The 15,093-nt window shown below is 74.7% G+C and carries 18 protein-coding genes; 8 read left to right on the forward strand and 10 right to left on the reverse strand.

Annotated elements, in window-relative coordinates; genetic code table 11:
• The 8 genes from VGL20_19110 to paaA all read right to left on the reverse strand — a co-directional run.
• Window positions 1-489: ATP-binding cassette domain-containing protein (locus VGL20_19110; GenBank protein HEY2705796.1), on the reverse strand; the 489-nt coding region annotated here is incomplete at its 3' end.
• A gap of 15 nt (window positions 490-504) precedes the next feature.
• The gene (locus tag VGL20_19115; protein HEY2705797.1) at window positions 505-1,461 is read right to left on the reverse strand and encodes a phosphate/phosphite/phosphonate ABC transporter substrate-binding protein; all 957 of its coding nucleotides are present in this window, start codon (window positions 1,459-1,461) and stop codon (window positions 505-507) included.
• A 166-nt stretch (window positions 1,462-1,627) separates the two neighbouring features.
• On the reverse strand, window positions 1,628-3,133 hold the full coding sequence (pyk, locus tag VGL20_19120; protein HEY2705798.1) for a pyruvate kinase: 1,506 nt from the start codon (window positions 3,131-3,133) through the stop codon (window positions 1,628-1,630).
• Window positions 3,134-3,365: 232 nt separating this feature from the next.
• The gene (paaE, locus tag VGL20_19125; protein ID HEY2705799.1) at window positions 3,366-4,472 is read right to left on the reverse strand and encodes a 1,2-phenylacetyl-CoA epoxidase subunit PaaE; all 1,107 of its coding nucleotides are present in this window, start codon (window positions 4,470-4,472) and stop codon (window positions 3,366-3,368) included.
• The gene (gene paaD, locus VGL20_19130; GenBank protein ID HEY2705800.1) at window positions 4,469-4,939 is read right to left on the reverse strand and encodes a 1,2-phenylacetyl-CoA epoxidase subunit PaaD; all 471 of its coding nucleotides are present in this window, start codon (window positions 4,937-4,939) and stop codon (window positions 4,469-4,471) included. Before paaD ends, paaE begins: the two co-directional genes overlap by 4 nt.
• Window positions 4,940-4,941: 2 nt before the next feature.
• On the reverse strand, window positions 4,942-5,700 hold the full coding sequence (paaC, locus tag VGL20_19135) for a 1,2-phenylacetyl-CoA epoxidase subunit PaaC (GenBank protein ID HEY2705801.1): 759 nt from the start codon (window positions 5,698-5,700) through the stop codon (window positions 4,942-4,944).
• Window positions 5,697-5,987 (reverse strand): 1,2-phenylacetyl-CoA epoxidase subunit PaaB, encoded by a 291-nt coding sequence (gene paaB / locus VGL20_19140; protein HEY2705802.1) that lies wholly within the window; start codon window positions 5,985-5,987, stop codon window positions 5,697-5,699. The genes paaC and paaB overlap by 4 nt, the downstream gene beginning before the upstream one ends.
• The gene (paaA, locus tag VGL20_19145; GenBank protein ID HEY2705803.1) at window positions 5,984-6,943 is read right to left on the reverse strand and encodes a 1,2-phenylacetyl-CoA epoxidase subunit PaaA; all 960 of its coding nucleotides are present in this window, start codon (window positions 6,941-6,943) and stop codon (window positions 5,984-5,986) included. Before paaA ends, paaB begins: the two co-directional genes overlap by 4 nt.
• 140 nt (window positions 6,944-7,083) lie before the next feature.
• Here paaA and VGL20_19150 point away from each other — a divergent pair, with 140 nt between their 5' ends.
• Together VGL20_19150 and VGL20_19155 are read left to right on the forward strand one after the other, a co-directional pair.
• Window positions 7,084-7,734 (forward strand): TetR/AcrR family transcriptional regulator, encoded by a 651-nt coding sequence (locus tag VGL20_19150; protein HEY2705804.1) that lies wholly within the window; start codon window positions 7,084-7,086, stop codon window positions 7,732-7,734.
• Window positions 7,731-8,177, forward strand: a complete 447-nt coding sequence (locus tag VGL20_19155; protein ID HEY2705805.1) for a hotdog fold thioesterase — start codon at window positions 7,731-7,733, stop codon at window positions 8,175-8,177. The genes VGL20_19150 and VGL20_19155 overlap by 4 nt, the downstream gene beginning before the upstream one ends.
• Before the next feature lie 8 nt (window positions 8,178-8,185).
• Here VGL20_19155 and VGL20_19160 read toward each other — a convergent pair whose 3' ends face one another.
• Both VGL20_19160 and VGL20_19165 read right to left on the reverse strand, forming a co-directional pair.
• Complete coding sequence (locus tag VGL20_19160) at window positions 8,186-8,932, reverse strand: ABC transporter ATP-binding protein (protein ID HEY2705806.1); 747 nt, start codon at window positions 8,930-8,932, stop codon at window positions 8,186-8,188.
• Between the two features lie 196 nt (window positions 8,933-9,128).
• Entirely contained in the window at window positions 9,129-10,838 is a 1,710-nt protein-coding gene (locus tag VGL20_19165; protein ID HEY2705807.1) for an MFS transporter, read from the reverse strand.
• 84 nt (window positions 10,839-10,922) lie between these two features.
• Here VGL20_19165 and VGL20_19170 point away from each other — a divergent pair, with 84 nt between their 5' ends.
• The 6 genes from VGL20_19170 to VGL20_19195 all read left to right on the forward strand — a co-directional run bounded on the left by VGL20_19170 (window position 10,923) and on the right by VGL20_19195 (window position 15,091).
• Complete coding sequence (locus VGL20_19170; GenBank protein HEY2705808.1) at window positions 10,923-11,054, forward strand: hypothetical protein; 132 nt, start codon at window positions 10,923-10,925, stop codon at window positions 11,052-11,054.
• A gap of 4 nt (window positions 11,055-11,058) precedes the next feature.
• Window positions 11,059-11,256, forward strand: coding sequence for a hypothetical protein (locus VGL20_19175; GenBank protein HEY2705809.1), 198 nt, complete (start codon window positions 11,059-11,061; stop codon window positions 11,254-11,256).
• A gap of 7 nt (window positions 11,257-11,263) precedes the next feature.
• Window positions 11,264-12,064 carry an orotidine-5'-phosphate decarboxylase gene (gene pyrF / locus VGL20_19180; protein HEY2705810.1) on the forward strand — a complete coding sequence of 267 codons (801 nt, stop codon included), beginning with the start codon at window positions 11,264-11,266 and terminating at the stop codon, window positions 12,062-12,064.
• 62 nt (window positions 12,065-12,126) lie between these two features.
• Window positions 12,127-13,332 carry a TIGR00300 family protein gene (locus VGL20_19185; GenBank protein HEY2705811.1) on the forward strand — a complete coding sequence of 402 codons (1,206 nt, stop codon included), beginning with the start codon at window positions 12,127-12,129 and terminating at the stop codon, window positions 13,330-13,332.
• On the forward strand, window positions 13,329-14,279 hold the full coding sequence (locus VGL20_19190; protein ID HEY2705812.1) for a histone deacetylase: 951 nt from the start codon (window positions 13,329-13,331) through the stop codon (window positions 14,277-14,279). Before VGL20_19185 ends, VGL20_19190 begins: the two co-directional genes overlap by 4 nt.
• The gene (locus tag VGL20_19195; GenBank protein ID HEY2705813.1) at window positions 14,276-15,091 is read left to right on the forward strand and encodes an SH3 domain-containing protein; all 816 of its coding nucleotides are present in this window, start codon (window positions 14,276-14,278) and stop codon (window positions 15,089-15,091) included. Before VGL20_19190 ends, VGL20_19195 begins: the two co-directional genes overlap by 4 nt.
• The last annotated feature ends 2 nt before the right edge of the window (window positions 15,092-15,093 follow it).

Raw genomic sequence — 15,093 nt, forward strand, 5'->3', positions numbered from 1 at the left:
GGCGCGCTGCAGGGCGACCTCCGCCATGCCCACCCTGACCAGGTTGCGGAGGCCGAGCTCGAGCGCCGCCCGGGGGAGGTGCCCGCAGGCCACCCGGAGACCGCCGAGACCGCCGAGCGCCCCGCTGGCGGCGTTGGCGAGGGCGGTGCGGCGGCGCACCAGGTTGGCGCTCTGGAAGACCATGGCGATGCTCCGCCGCGCCTGCTGCAGCCGCCGGTCGTCGAGGGTGGTGAGCTCCTGGCCGGCCACCCGCACCGTGCCGGCGCTGGGCTCGATCAGCCGAACCGTGCAGCGCATCAGCGTCGACTTCCCGCTGCCGTTGGGGCCGAGGATGGCGGTGACCTCACCGGCACGCGCGGCCATGTCGACGCCGTCGAGCACCAGCCGGTCGCCGAAGCGCCTGCTCAGGCCGGAGACCTCGAGGAGCGGCTGCCCCGGCGCGGCGGGCGACCCCGGCGCCGGCCGCCGGACCGCGGGTGCGATCGCCATGGCGTCCGGCTCCGGCTACTTCGGGAGGTTGTTGAGATCGAGCTTCAGCGTCGAGACCAGGTCGCGGATGGTGGTGTAGGCGCTGTCCGGCTGGGCCGTGAACCCGGGGCCGAGGAGCACCTTGCCGGGGTCGGCGACGGTGCTCAGGTCGATGGCGGCGAGGGCCGCGGACAGCTTCTTCGTGAAGGAGGCGGGCAGGTCGCCGCGGACGCAGATCGGGTCCTGGGGGATGGGATCGGACTGCCACAGGGTGACGTAGTCCGCCGGCTTGTACTCACCGGACGCGGTCGCCGACGTGATCGTGTTGCTGTTGAGCTCACCGGCGTCCACCTTCCTGTTGCGGATCGCCTCGAAGGCCGCGGTGTGGCTGCCCGCGTAGAGCGCCTGCACGCCGGTGTCGGGGTCGATGCCGGACTTCTTCAGCGCGTAGGCGGGGAACAGGTGGCCCGAGGTCGACGCCACGTCGCTGTAGGCGAAGCTGTGGCCGGCGACGTCGGCGAGCCTGGCGATGCCCGACCCCTGGGGGCTCACGATGCTGGCGGTGTAGGTGGCCGGCCCGCCGCTCCTGTCGGTGTAGGTGGCCACCGCCTGCGCCCTCGCCACCTGGTGGGCGAGCACGTAGCCGAGCGGGCCGAACTCGCCGATCTCCAGCTTGCCGTTGCGCATCGCCTCGATCTCGGCGGTGTAGTTGGTGGCCACGGTCAGCTCGACGGTGCAGCCCAGCTTCGTCCCCAGCTGCTGGGCCACCGACTGGAGCACGGGGAGCAGCTTGGCGGCGTCGTCGTAGGGCTCGACGCCCATCCGCACGGTGCCGTTGTTGGGACAGGTGAACCCGGCGGCGGTGGCCGCCGTGCCGGTGGTCGGGGTCGACCCTCCGCAGCCGGCGAGCGCGAGGATCGCCAGCGCCGGCGCGGCGGTGAGCCCGCGCCGCAGCGCCGGGGTCGGTCGGAGGTGCTCTCGTCTCGAATCCATCGCCCCTCTCTCCACGCCACCGTCGCCCGCAATCACCACGAGCGCACCGCGACGCCATCTTGTCTAGATGATCGCCATGGGAGCACACCGGCGGGGCGCAGCGGGATTGCAGACGATGCGGAGGCGGTTAAGGCATGGAAAAGCGTGAGACTCGCGCCGGCCGCGGTCAGCCGGACTGGCCGGTCTCGCCGACCCGGTGGATGCGCAGCAGGTTGGTGGACCCGCTCTCGCCGGTCAGGGTGCCGGCGACGATGACGACGAGGTCGTCGGGGGCGCAGCGGCCGAGGTCGAGCATCGCCCGCTCGACCTGCAGCACCATCTCGTCGGTGTGGCCGGCGAGCGGCACCACGAAGGTCTCGACCCCCCAGGTCAGCGCCAGCTGGCTGCGCACCGCGGCGTGGGGGGTGAACACCAGGATGGGGATGTGGCAGCGGTGGCGGGAGAGCCGACGCGCTGACATGCCGGTCTCGGTGAAGGCGACCAGCGCCTGGGCGTCGACCGACAGCGCGACCTCCGGGGCCGCCGCGGCGATCGCCTCGGCGGGGGTGGTCGAGGCGGGTGAGGGCAGCGTGGCCAGCCCCGCCCGCTCGGTGGCGACGATGATCCGGGCCATGGTGTTCACGGTCTCCACCGGGTAGGCGCCCACGCTGGTCTCACCGGAGAGCATCAGGGCGTCGGCGCCGTCGAGCACCGCGTTGGCGACGTCCGAGACCTCGGCGCGGGTGGGCCGGGGATCGTGGGTCATCGACTCCAGCATCTGGGTGGCGACGATCACCGGCTTGCAGCTCTCCCGGGCCAGGCGCACGGCGCGCTTCTGGATCAGGGGCAGCTGTTCGAGGGGCATCTCCACCCCGAGGTCGCCGCGCGCCACCATCAGGCCGTCGAAGGCGGCGACGATGTCCGCCAGCCGGTCGACGGCCTCCTCGCGCTCCAGCTTGGCGATCACCGGCACCCGCCGGCCACAGGCGTCCATGACCTGGTGGACCGCCTCGATGTCCTCGGGGCGGCGCACGAAGGAGAGGGCCACCAGGTCGACGCCCATCGCCAGCGCGAAGCGCAGGTCCTCGGTGTCCTTGTCCGACAGGGTGGGCACGCTCATCCGCACCCCGGGCAGGGTCAGGCCCTTGTGGTCGGAGACCACGCCGCCGTCGACCACGGTGCAGAGCACGTCGTTGCCGCTGGAGCCGAGCGCGCGCAGGCGGATCCGCCCGTCGTCGATGAGCAGGGTGTCGCCGGCGGTGACGTCGTGGGGCAGCGCCGCGTAGCTGGTGGTCGCCCGGTGGCTCGAGCCCGCGAGCACGTCCCCGGGGTCGTGGCCGGTCTCGGCGGTGACGGTGAAGAGGGCGCCGCGCTCGAGGAGCGCCGTCCCCCCCTCGAAGCTGCCCAGCCGCACCTTCGGCCCCTGGAGGTCGGCGAGCACGCCGACGGCGCGGCGGCGGGCGTCCGCGGCCTCCCGGACCAGGCGGTAGGTGGCGAGGTGCTGCTCGCGGGTCCCGTGGGAGAAGTTCAGGCGGGCGACGTCCATGCCGGCGTCGATCAGCGCACCGATGGTCTCGGGGGTCTGGCTGGCGGGGCCGAGGGTGCACACGATCTTGGCTCGCCGCGCCCTGAAGGTCCCCCTGCGTTCGCCGGGGTGCGGCGAGTCGAGAAAGGATTCGAGAAGAGCGTCCATCGACGGTACCTCCGGGGGTGCAGATCGGGCACCGCGTCGTCCGCGGCCGCTGCTCACACCCGATGCTGGGCGGAGGGGCCGGCAGGGCTGCCGGCGGTGCCACCGCCATCGGCGCGTCGTTCTCCATGCTACGCGCCCCCGGAAGGCCACCGCGTTGTTCGGCCCGCAACAAGTCGCGATCGTCCGGTTATGGCACCGGAGGCCGGTTCGCGTCAGCCCGTGTCACCCCGGTTCAGCCGTCGAAGTCGAGGGTGACCGCCGGGCTGGCCGGGTGCGACTGGCAGGCGAGCACGAACCCGGCCTCGACCTCGTCGGGTTCGAGGGCGTGGTTGCGGTCCATCGTCACCGCGCCGCTCAGCACCCGCGCCCGGCAGGTGCCGCAGACCCCGTCCTTGCAGGCATAGGGTGCGTCGCTCCGCACCCGCAGCACGGCATCGAGGATCGGCTCGGCGCCGGCGCCGAGCTCGAAGCTGGAGCTGCGGCCGTCGAGGACCACGGTGACCCGGCTGCCGCCCCCGGCGGGCCCGGCGGGCACCGCGCGACCGGGGGCGGCGCGGTCGGCGCCGGCGTGGAACAGCTCGGAGTGGAGCCGCGACCCCTCCACCCCGCGCCCGAGCAGGGTGGCGCGCGCCTCCTCGATCATCGCCCGCGGACCGCAGAGGAACCACTCGTCACCGCCGCCGGGGAGCAGCACGTCGAGCAGACGGCCCAGCCGTTCGCCGTCCAGCCGGCCGTTCAGCAGCTCCGCCTCCTGCTCCTCGCGGGAGAGCACGTTGACCAGCTGGAAGCGCTCGCAGAACCGGTTCTTGAGGTCGAAGAGCTCCTCCAGGAACATGATCCCGGCGGTGGTGCGGTTGCCGTACAGGAGGGTGACCCGGCTGCGCGGCTCGACCGCCAGGGTGGTGGCGACGATCGAGAGCACCGGGGTGATGCCGCTGCCCACGGCGACGGCGACGTGCTGCCGGGCCCGGCCAGGGTCGAGCGGGGCGTGGAACCGCCCGGTCGGGGTCATCACCTCGAGGGTGTCGCCGGCGCGGAGCCGGGTGTGCGCGTACCCGGAGAACACCCCGCCGTCGAGACGCTTCACGGCGATGCGCAGCACCCCCGAGCCCGCCGGGGTGCAGATCGAGTAGTTGCGCCGCGCCTCGTCGCCGGCGACCGGGCAGCGCACCGAGACGTGCTGGCCCTGGGTGTGGCGGTAGGCCTCGCGGAGCCGCCCCGGCACCTCGAAGGTGATGGTGACGGAGTCGTCGGTGAGCGGCTCGACGGCGGCCACCCGCAGCTCGTGGAGGACGGCGTGGCGCGGTGCCGCGGGCGCCGCCCCGGGCGCCGTGCTCACCGGTGGGCCCTGAGGTGGGGGAAGGGCTCGCGGCAGGCGTGGCAGCGGCGCAGCGCCTGGCAGGGGCTGGCGGCGAACCGGCTGAGCGGCTCGGTGTGCGCCGACCCGCACTGCGGGCAGGGCACGTCCGGATCGACGGCGGTCCCCGGGGGTGGGGGAGGGGCGATGCCCTCGGCGGCGAGCCGCGACCGGCCCCGGTCGGTGATCAGGTCGGTGGTCCAGGCGGGGGAGAGCACGGTGCGCACCTCCACCTCGGCGTGGCCGTGCTCGCGCAGCCGGGACTCGACGTCCTCACGGATCGCCGCCAGCGCCGGGCAGCCGGAGTAGGTGGGGGTGATCTCGACCACCACGACGCCGCCGTCGAGGCGCACCCCGCGGAGGATGCCGAGGTCCTCGATGGTGAGCGCGGGGATCTCCGGGTCGGCGACGTCCGCGACCAGGGCGCGCACCCGCGCGGTGGCGTCCACGGCTACCAGCGCGCCCCCGCGTGGGAGCGGTGGAGGTGCTGCATCTCCGCGAGCAGGCGGCCGAAGCACTCGGTGTGCAGGCCGCGCCGACCCCCGGTGGGTCCCCAGGAGCCCTCGGGCCGGGCCAGCGTCGCCTCGGCGAGCACCGCGTCCACCGCGCTGTCCCAGGCGGGCCGCAGCGACGCCGGGTCGGGTGCGAGGCCGGCGGCGGCGGCGCGGCCGGTCACCTCGTCGGTCTCGAAGAGCTCGGCGGTGTGGGGCCACATCCGGTCCAGCGCCGACTGCATCCGCCGGTGGCTCTCCTCGGTGCCGTCGCCGAGGCGCACCGTCCAGCCGGCGGCGTGGTCGCGGTGGTAGTCGACCTCCAGCACGGCCTTCGCCGCCACCGCGGCCAGGGTGGGGTCGGTGGAGCCGAGCAGGCCCTCGAGCAGGCCGAGCTGGTACGTGGAGTAGAGCAGCTGGCGGGCGATCGTGACCGCGAAGTCGCCGTTCTCCTGCTCCACCAGCAGGCAGTTGACGAACTCCCGCTCGTCGCGGAGGTAGGCGAGGTCGTCCTCGTCGCGGCCGCGACCCTCGAGCTCGCCCGCGTGGGTGAGCAGCATCCGCGCCTGGCCGAGCAGGTCGAGCGCGATGTTGGTGAGGGCGACGTCCTCCTCGAGCTCGGGGGCGAGCGAGGCCCACTCGGCGAGGCGGTGGGAGAGGATCAGCCCGTCGTCGCCGAGCCGGAGCGCGCACGCCGCCCGGAGGTCGGCCTCGGTCACAGGTTCCTCACCTCGTCGGGGATGTCGTAGAAGGTGGGGTGGCGGTACACCTTGTCGGCGGCGGGCGCGAAGAACGGGTCCTTCTCGTCGGGGGACGAGGCGGTGACCGCGTTCGCGGGCACCACCCAGATGCTGCAGCCCTCGCCGCGGCGGGTGTAGACGTCGCGGGCGTTGCGCAGCGCCATCTCCGCGTCGGCGGCGTGGAGGCTGCCGGCGTGGGTGTGGGAGAGGCCGCGCCGGCTGCGCACGAACACCTCCCACAGCGGCCAGCCGCGCTCCTCGGTCATTCCGCGGACCCCCGCGCGCGGCGGCGCCGCTGCTTCTCGGCGTGGACGAGCGCCGCCTCGCGCACCCAGCGTCCCTCCTCGTGGGCGGCGACGCGGTGGGCGATGCGCTGGCGGTTGCAGGGCCCGTCGCCGCGGACCACGGCGCGGAACTCGTCCCAGTCGATGGCGCCGATGTCGTGGTGGCCGCGCTCCGGGTTCCAGCGCAGCTCCGGGTCGGGGAGGCTGAGCCCGAGTACCACAGCCTGGGGCACGCAGATGTCGACGAAGCGCTGACGCAGCTCGTCGTTGGAGTGGCGCTTGATCCGCCACGCCATCGACTGTGCGCCGTGCGCGGAGTCGCCGTCGGGGGGCCCGAACATCATCAGCGTCGGCCACCACCAGCGGTTCACCGCGTCCTGGGCCATGGCGTGCTGTGCGGCGGTGCCGTGGGCGAGGGTGTGGAGCAGCTCGAAGCCCTGGCGCTGGTGGAACGACTCCTCCTTGCAGATCCGGGTCATCGCCCGCGCGTAGGGACCGTAGGAGCAGCGGCAGAGCGGGATCTGGTTGGTGATGGCGGCGCCGTCGACCAGCCAGCCGATGGCGCCGACGTCGGCCCAGGTGAGGGTCGGGTAGTTGAAGATCGTCGAGTACTTCTGACGGCCGCGGTGGAGCAGGTCGAGCAGCTGCTGGCGGCTCACCCCGAGGGTCTCGGCGGCGGCGTAGAGGTAGAGGCCGTGGCCGGCCTCGTCCTGCACCTTCGCCATCAGGATCGCCTTGCGGCGCAGCGACGGCGCCCGGGTGATCCAGTTGCCCTCGGGCTGCATCCCGATGATCTCGGAGTGGGCGTGCTGGGCGATCTGGCGGACCAGGCTGGCGCGGTAGGCGTCGGGCATCCAGTCGCGGGGCTCGACCCGCTGATCGGCCTCGATGGTGCGCTGGAAGTGCTCCTCGAGGGCCCCGGTGGCCGTCGCGTCCATCAGATCCCGCTCGCCCCCGTCCGAACGTTCGGTCGTGTACTATCGAGTGTACCGGAGGGGCTCCAAACCGTGTCAAGGCTACTCGCGCAGGCGCCTCCGAGTCCGCACAATCAACGGGTCAGGCGATCAGGGGAAGAACCATGAGCGCACGCGGAGCGCCGGGGGCCGGCGCCGCCTCCGCCGCCGCGCCGCGCCAACGCTCCGGCGAGCGCGTCGCCTACACGCCCCAGAGCCTCCTCGCCGTGGCCGTCGAGGCCTTCAACCAGCGCGGCTACGATGGCACCAGCATGGAGGACCTGGCCCATGCCACCGGCATCACCAAGTCCTCGATCTACCACCACGTGCGCAGCAAGGAGGAGCTGCTGCGGCTGGCGGTGAGCCGTGCCCTCGACCGGCTCTTCGCGATGCTCGAGCAGCCCGAGGCCTGCACCGGCCGCTCCATCGACCGGCTCGAGCACATGGTGCGCTCCTCGGTGCAGGTGCTCGTCGACGAGCTTCCCTACGTCACCCTGCTGCTGCGGGTGCGGGGCAACACCGACGCCGAGCAGTGGGCGTTGCAGCGCCGCCGCGAGTTCGACCGCAGGGTGTCGGAGATGGTCCGCAGCGCCGTCGAGGACGGCGACCTCCGCGACGACGTCGACCCCCGCCTGACCACGCGACTGCTGTTCGGCATGATCAACTCGGTGGTGGAGTGGTACGAGCCCTCGGGCACCGGCTCGGCCACCGAGCTCGCCGACGCGGTGATGCGGCTCGCCTTCGACGGCCTGCGGCGCCGCGACCCCGCGACGTGAGCGCCGCCGACGAGCTCGCCCGGAGCTGCGCCGACGCCATCCTGGCCCGCGACACGTTCGCCCGCCAGCTCGGCGTCGAGATCCTCGAGGTCGGCACCGGGCACGCGGTGGCGCGGCTGCGCACCGGCGACGGCATGGTCAACGGGATCGGCACCGTCCACGGCGCGGTGGTCTTCGCCCTCGCCGACATCGCCTACGCGATCGCCTGCAACAGCCACGGGATGGCCACGGTGTCGCGCAGCGCCGAGGTGATCCACACCGCCCCCGCCCACCCCGGCGACGTGCTGCTGGCGACCGCCGCCGAGCGCACCCGGATCGGCCGCAACGGTGTCTACGACGTCACCGTGCGGCGCGAGGACGGCGCCGTGGTCGCCGAGTTCCGCGGCCAGAGCCGGTCGCTGGGCGGTGCCCTGGTCACCGACCCGGAGAACGGCGCCGCCTGAGCCCCGGCTCAGGCGGAGCGGCGGCGCCGGGCCGGCGGTGAGGCCGCCTCGCCGGGGGGGTCGGCGATCGGCGCCGCCCGCCGGCGGGGGGCGCGGGGACGGGCCCGGGCGGTCTCGGAGCGGCGGCCGGTGAGGGCCACGGGCACCTCCTCGGTGAGCACCCCGTCGCTGATCCGCACCACCCGTGCCGCCACCGCGGCGATCTCGGGGTCGTGGGTGATGAGCACGATCGTCCGGCCGTCGCCGTGGAGCTGGTTGAGGATGGCGAGGATCTCGGCGGTCGAGGTGGTGTCGAGGTTGCCGGTGGGCTCGTCGGCGAGGATCAGCTCGGGGTCGGTGACCAGGGCGCGGGCGATGGCGACGCGCTGCTGCTGGCCGCCGGAGAGCTCGTTCGGGGTGTGGTCGACGCGGTGGTCGAGGCCCACCATCGAGAGCGCGGCCAGCGCCTTCTCGCGCCTCCCCCGGGCGCGGCGGTAGAGCAGCGGCAGCTCGACGTTGCGCCAGGCGCTGAGCTTCTTCAGCAGGTGGAACTGCTGGAACACGAACCCGATGCGCAGGTTGCGGATCCGCGCCAGCTGGTCGTCGCTGAGGCGCATCACGTCGTCGCCGGCGAACAGGTAGCGTCCCGTGCTGGGCACGTCGAGGCATCCGAGGATGTTCATCAGCGTCGACTTGCCGGAGCCGGACGGTCCGATGATGGCGACGAAGTCACCACGGTTGACCTCCAGCGACACCGAGCGCAGCGCCTGCACCATGGTCTCGCCGGCGCCGTAGTTCTTGGAGACGTTCTCCAGGGTGAGGACGGCGGGGCCGCCGCTCACCGAGCACCCGTGGGATCGAGAGCCACCGCCATCCCTCCACCGTCCCTCTCCTTGCCGCCGCCAGTCGAGCATCGGGGCTGCGGTTCAAGAGCGGCGTAAGACCCGGGTAAGAGGTTGGCAAGAGACGGTATCAGCCTCCGGCGTTCTCGCCGCCTGAGGGGAGCCGCAGCGCCAGCAGGGCGCCGAGGGCGGCGAGCGCCGCGGTGACCATCACGGTGTGGAGCAGGGTGCCGCCGGGGAGGGGGAGGAGGACGTCGCCGTGGAGGAGCACCAGCCGCTGCGGCAGAGTCCCCGCGGCCGCCTGCGACCCCGGCGACCACGCCGGCACCGCCAGCGCCGACCCGAGCACCGCGGTTCCCGCGGCGGCGGGGATCAGCACCGAGACGGCGGCGACCCCGGCGGCCCGCCCCACCCGCGCCGACGGGGCGATCGCCGCCGCCACCAGGGGGGCCAGGGCGATGCCGAGGGCGGCGGCGCGCAGCGACGACCAGAGCAGCAGCCGCGCCACCCCGGAGGGGGGCACGCCGTGGAGCATGTAGGTGGCGACGGCGACGGCGAGCAGGCCCCCGGCCACCGGCCAGCGCGCCCCCAGCCGGTCCCGGAGCGGCATCGCCGCCGCCATCGACCCGGCGGCGAGCGCCGCGGGCAGCAGCAGCGCCATCCCCACCTGCAGACCGCCGGTCGCGCCCGCGCCCTGGAGCAGCAGGGGCACGTCGACGAGCCCGCCGAAGAGCTCGGCCACCGCCACCGCGAGCAGCGGCAGGACGAGCAGCACCTCGGCGGACCCCAGCCGTCGGAGGTCGACGAGCGGCTCGGGCACGGAGAGCTCGACCACCGCGAGGAGGAGGACGCTGACCAGGCTCACGGCGAGCAGGCCGAGCACCGGGTACGAGCCCCAGCCCCACGCGGCGCCCTGGAGCAGGGCCAGGAGCAGCGCCCCCAGCGCCAGCGCCGCGGTGGCCATCCCCGCGGGGTCGGGCCGGGCGCCAGGCTCGCCGGGGGCCCGGGGCAGCGACAGCCGGGCGCAGGCCAGCGTCGCGACTCCGAGCGGGAGCATCAGCAGGGGCGGGATCCGCCACTCCAGGTGGCCGGCCAGCCAGGCGCCGAGGGCGGGGGAGAGGGCGGGCGCCAGCAGCAGCCCCCCGCCGAGCGGGCCGGCCACCCAGCCGGTCCGGGGCCGGACCCGGCAGAGCAGCGCCACCGCCGCCGGCAGCAGCAGGCCGGCGGCCGCTCCCTGGACGGCCCGGAGGCCGAGGAGCACGCCGAGGTTCCAGGAGAGGCCGGCGAGCGCCGAGGCGGCGACCAGCGCGGCGACCGACCAGCGCAGCAGCCGGGCGGCGCCGATGCGGTCGCCCAGCCCGGCGGCGACCGGCACCGCCATCCCCATCGCCACCAGGTACAGGGTGACGGTGAGCCTGGCGTCGGGCGCGGAGGCGCCGAGGGAGGCGTGGAGCGACGGGATCGCCGCACCCGGCAGGGTGGCGCCGAGCAGGGCGAGGGTCGCCGCGGCGGTCAGCACGGCGGTGGCGAGCCCGGGTCGGGTCGTGGTCGGGGGCGGGGCCGAGGGCCGGGTCATCGCCGCCGCACGGCGCCGGGGCGCGGCCGCGGGCCGGGTCGCCGGCTTCGGCGCCACCGGCCGGGCCTTCGGCGTCGCCGCCGCCGGGCGCGGCCTCGCCGCGGTGGCGGTGGCGGTGGTGCCCCCTGCCGGACGGCGTGCAGGCCGTCCGGCGGGGGGCGGTGCCGGCAGCTGTTCCCCCGCGGATGCCGCCAGCGAGGCGGGCAGCTCCGCGAACGCCTCGACGGCGAGCGCGCGGGTGCGCGCTGTCCCCTCACCCGTCACCTCCGGCCGCCGGGCCCGGGGCCGCTCCGTCCGTCCTTCAGGCCTCGCCATCGTGGAGTACAACGGGCTGGTGCCGACGTTCTTGTGGCCTCCGTGGTGATCGAGGCCTTCGACCGCAGGATCCGGGCCTACGTCACCCGGGACGAGGGTGGCCCCGGCTTCGCGGCCCCGGCGGCGGCGATGGCGGCGAGGCTGGGCCTGCACCCGCTACGCTGATCCCATGCCGGTGATCCGCAACTGCGACAACTGCGGGCGGCCGTTCCCGATCTACCGCCTCGCCGGCGTGCTGCTCGACGGCCGCATCCAGGAGCTCTGCCCGCGCTGCTGCTCGACCGAGCACGCGCGCCTCGAGCAGCCCTACGCGCCGCGAACCGATCAGGGCGCCATCCAGCCGAGCACCAGCCGCGACGTCTGGTAGGCGGCGGGTGGCGCCGACCGACTTCGCCGCGCGGCTGCGCGAGGCGTGCGAGCGCAGCGGCTCGCTGCTCTGCGTCGGCCTCGACCCGACCGGCTGCGCCACCGCAGCGGAGGCGGAGCGTCTCTGCGCGGAGCTCCTCGAGGCGACCCTCGACCAGGTCTGCGCGGTCAAGCCCAACGCCGCCTTCTTCGAGCAGCACGGGGCCGCCGGCTGGCGGGTGCTGGAGGGGCTGCGCGCCCGGGTCCCGGCCGACCGCATGCTCATCGTCGACGGCAAGCGCGGCGACATCGGCAGCACCGCGGAGGCCTACGCCCGCGCCCTCTTCGACGGTCTCGGCGCCGATGCGGTCACCGTCAACCCGCTGATGGGGGAGGACGCGGTCCGTCCCTTCCTGGAGCGGCCCGGGCGGGGTGCGTTCCTGCTGGCGCGCACCAGCAACCCCGGCGCCACCGACCTGCTCGAGCGCCGCCTCGACGACGGCACCCCGGTGTTCGCCCACCTCGCCACCCTGGCGATGCGCTGGGACCCGGGCGGCGCGGTCGGGCTGGTGGTGGGGGCGACCGCTCCCGACGCGGTGGCGGCGCTGCGCCGGCTGGCGCCGTCGGCGCCGCTGCTGCTCCCCGGGGTGGGCGCCCAGGGCGGCGCCGTCGAGGCGGCGGTCGCCGCCGGGCTCGACGCCGCGGGCGGCGGCGTGGTGGTCAGCGTCAGCCGCGGCATCGCCGCCGCGCCCGAGGGACCGGCGGCGGCGGCGCGGCACTGGCGGGAGCGGATCGAGACCGCCCGCGAGGGTGCCCGGGCCGGGCGCTGACCGCGCCCCGGATGTCTAGACTGCCGGGGGGGAACGGCGCGCCGGCGCCCGGAGGAGAAGGATTGCCCACCGCCACCATCGAGGTGAGCGGGCACATCATCGACTCGATGATGCTCCCGCGCATCTTCGACGTGGTCATGGACCTCGGCGGGTCCTTCAAGGTCGACGAGTTCCGGGTCGGCCAGAACCCCGACGAGCGCAGCTTCGCGCGCATCACCCTGAGCCACGACGACGCCCGCGGCCTGCGCGCCATCGTCGCCGCCTGCCAGCAGCAGGGGGCGGTGCGGGTCGACGGCGCCGCCGCGCGCACCGAGCCCGCCCCCCGTGACGGCGTCCTCCCCGACACCTTCTACTCGACCAGCAACCAGCCCACCGCGGTGCGCGTCGCCGAGGCCTGGCTGGAGGTCGAGGACATCGAGATGGACTGCGGGGTCGTGGTCGACGGCGGCCGGGCCCGCTGCGTCGCGGTCACCGAGGTCCGCGCCGGCGACCGCATCGTGGTCGGCCACGACGGCATCAAGGTGTCGCCGGTGGAGCGCTCGCGCAGCAGGGAGATCTTCGGCTTCATGACCAGCTCGGTCTCCGCCGAGAAGCCGAAGCACCTGATCATCCGCGAGCTGGCGAACACGATGCGCGAGATCCGCGCCCGCGACGGCCGCATCTGCATGGTGGCGGGGCCGGCGGTGATCCACACCGGGGCGGGCGTGCACCTCAGCCGGCTGATCGCCTCCGGATGGATCGACGTGCTGTTCGCCGGCAACGCGCTCGCCGCCCACGACATCGAGTCGCAGTTCTTCGGCACCTCGCTCGGCATCAACCTCCGCGACGGCCTCCCCGTCGAGTCCGGCCACGAGCACCACATCCGCGCCATCAACCGCATCCGCGGGGCGGGCGGGATCCGCGAGGCGGTGGCCACCGGCATGATCCGCGGCGGGGTGATGTTCGAGGCCTTCCGCCGCGGCATCACCGTGGTGCTGGCCGGCTCGGTGCGCGACGACGGCCCCCTCCCCGAGGTGGTCGTCGACATGATCGAGGCGCAGCGGCGGATGCGCCAGGGACTGCGCGGGGTCGAGCTGTGCATCATGTGCGCGTCGATGCTCCACGCCATCGCCACCGGCAACATGCTGCCGGCCGCGACCAGGACGGTGTGCGTCGACATCAACCCCTCGGTGGTGACCAAGCTCGCCGACCGCGGCTCCTCCCAGACCCTGGGCCTGGTCACCGACGTCGAGTCCTTCCTGCGAGAGCTCTCGGAGTGCCTGGCATGAGCCTGCCCGTCCCCGTCGCCATCCTCAGCGACGACACCTCCGACCAGCACGACGCGCCCGGACACCCCGAGTCGGCGCAGCGCCTCCACGCCATCGTCGACCACCTCGCCGCCGACCCGCAGCTGCGCGACCTGCCGGCGATCCCGGTGCACGAGGCCGACGCCGTGCTGGTGCTCGGCGCCCACGGCGACGCCCACCTCCGCCGCATCGAGCGCGCCGCCCGCGGCGGCGGCGCCTGGATCGACCCGGACACCTACTGCACCGACCGCTCCTACGACGTGGCGCTGCGCGCCGCCGGCGCCGCCTCCGAGGGCGTGGCCGCGGTCTGCACCGGGTCGGCGCGGAGCGCGTTCGCGATCGTGCGCCCGCCCGGCCACCACGCCACCCGCGACCGCGCCATGGGGTTCTGCCTCTTCAACAATGCCGCCATCGCCGCCCGGGCGGCGCAGAGCCGTCACGGCCTCGGCCGGGTCGCGATCGTGGACATCGACGTGCACCACGGGAACGGCACCCAGGACGTGTTCTACGACGACCCCTCGGTGCTCTACTGCTCGCTCCACCAGTGGCCCCTGTACCCGGGGACGGGACGCCGCTCCGAGACCGGCGAGGGCGCCGGCGCCGGCGCCACCGTCAACGTGCCGCTGCCGGCGGGGACGACCGGCGAGCGGTGGCTGGCCGCCTTCGACGAGGTGGTCGCCCCGGCGCTGCGCGCCCACGCCCCCGAGCTGATCGTGGTCAGCGCCGGCTACGACGGCCACCGCGCCGACCCGCTCGCCAGCCTCCGGCTCGACACCGACACCTACGCCGAGGTGGCCCGCCGGCTCGCCGGCATCGCCGCCGAGACCGCCGGCGGCCGCACCGTCTGGGTGCTGGAGGGCGGCTACGACCTCGACGCCCTCTCCGCGTCGGTGGCGGCGTCGCTGCGCATCCTGCAGGCCTCCGGATGAACGTCCGCGCCGCCGTGCTCGCCGCCGTGCTCGCCGCCGCGCTCGCCGGCTGCGGGTCGTCGAGCACCCCGGCGCCGAGCGGGACGTCCCGGCCCTCGGCCCCGGCGACGGCGTCGCCGAGCCCCTCGCCGGGCGCGGTCGACATCGGCTCGACGATCACCGTCATCGCCCCGCTGGGCCTGAAGCTGCGCGACGCGGGCTCGCCCGACGGCGCCGTGCTCGGCAGCCTGGGCCAGGGCACGGTGGTCACAGTTGTGTCCCACGGTGGCCAGAACAACACCTGGTACCAGGTCAAGGGCGAGACCCAGACCGGGTGGATCACCGACAACCCCCAGTTCACCAGCCCGCGGCACTTCGAGCTCTACCAGTCCGACGCCCGCGGCTTCACCGCCCTCTACCTCAACACCTGGTCGTTCACCGAGGCCGCCGGGCCGGTGATCTTCCGTCCCCAGAGCGGCGGCTATCCGCAGATCGCCGTCGCCACCGGCGCCAACCAGGCGGCACTCGGGGCCCCGGGCATCGAGGGCTACTCGACCGTCCAGGTCGGCGCCGCCGAGGTGTTCGGCATCACCGGGGTGCTCAAGCTCTACGCGCGCAGCGGCGCCGCGCCGCCACCGACCCCGGGGCAGCCGCCGATGCCACCGCTGCTCGCCGAGCTTCGGGTCACCCTCGACGCCAACCGGGCGATGCGCCTCGACTTCCTCTACCCGACGGCCGACGACCTGCGCACCTTCCGAGACTTCTATGGGTCGATCATCGTGCCCCAGCCGGCCTCGCCGGGTGCCGTCCCGGCGACTCCGAAGCCGGCCTGACC

The organism is Candidatus Dormiibacterota bacterium, assembly GCA_036495095.1.
Classification (GTDB): Bacteria; Chloroflexota; Dormibacteria; order Aeolococcales; family Aeolococcaceae; genus CF-96.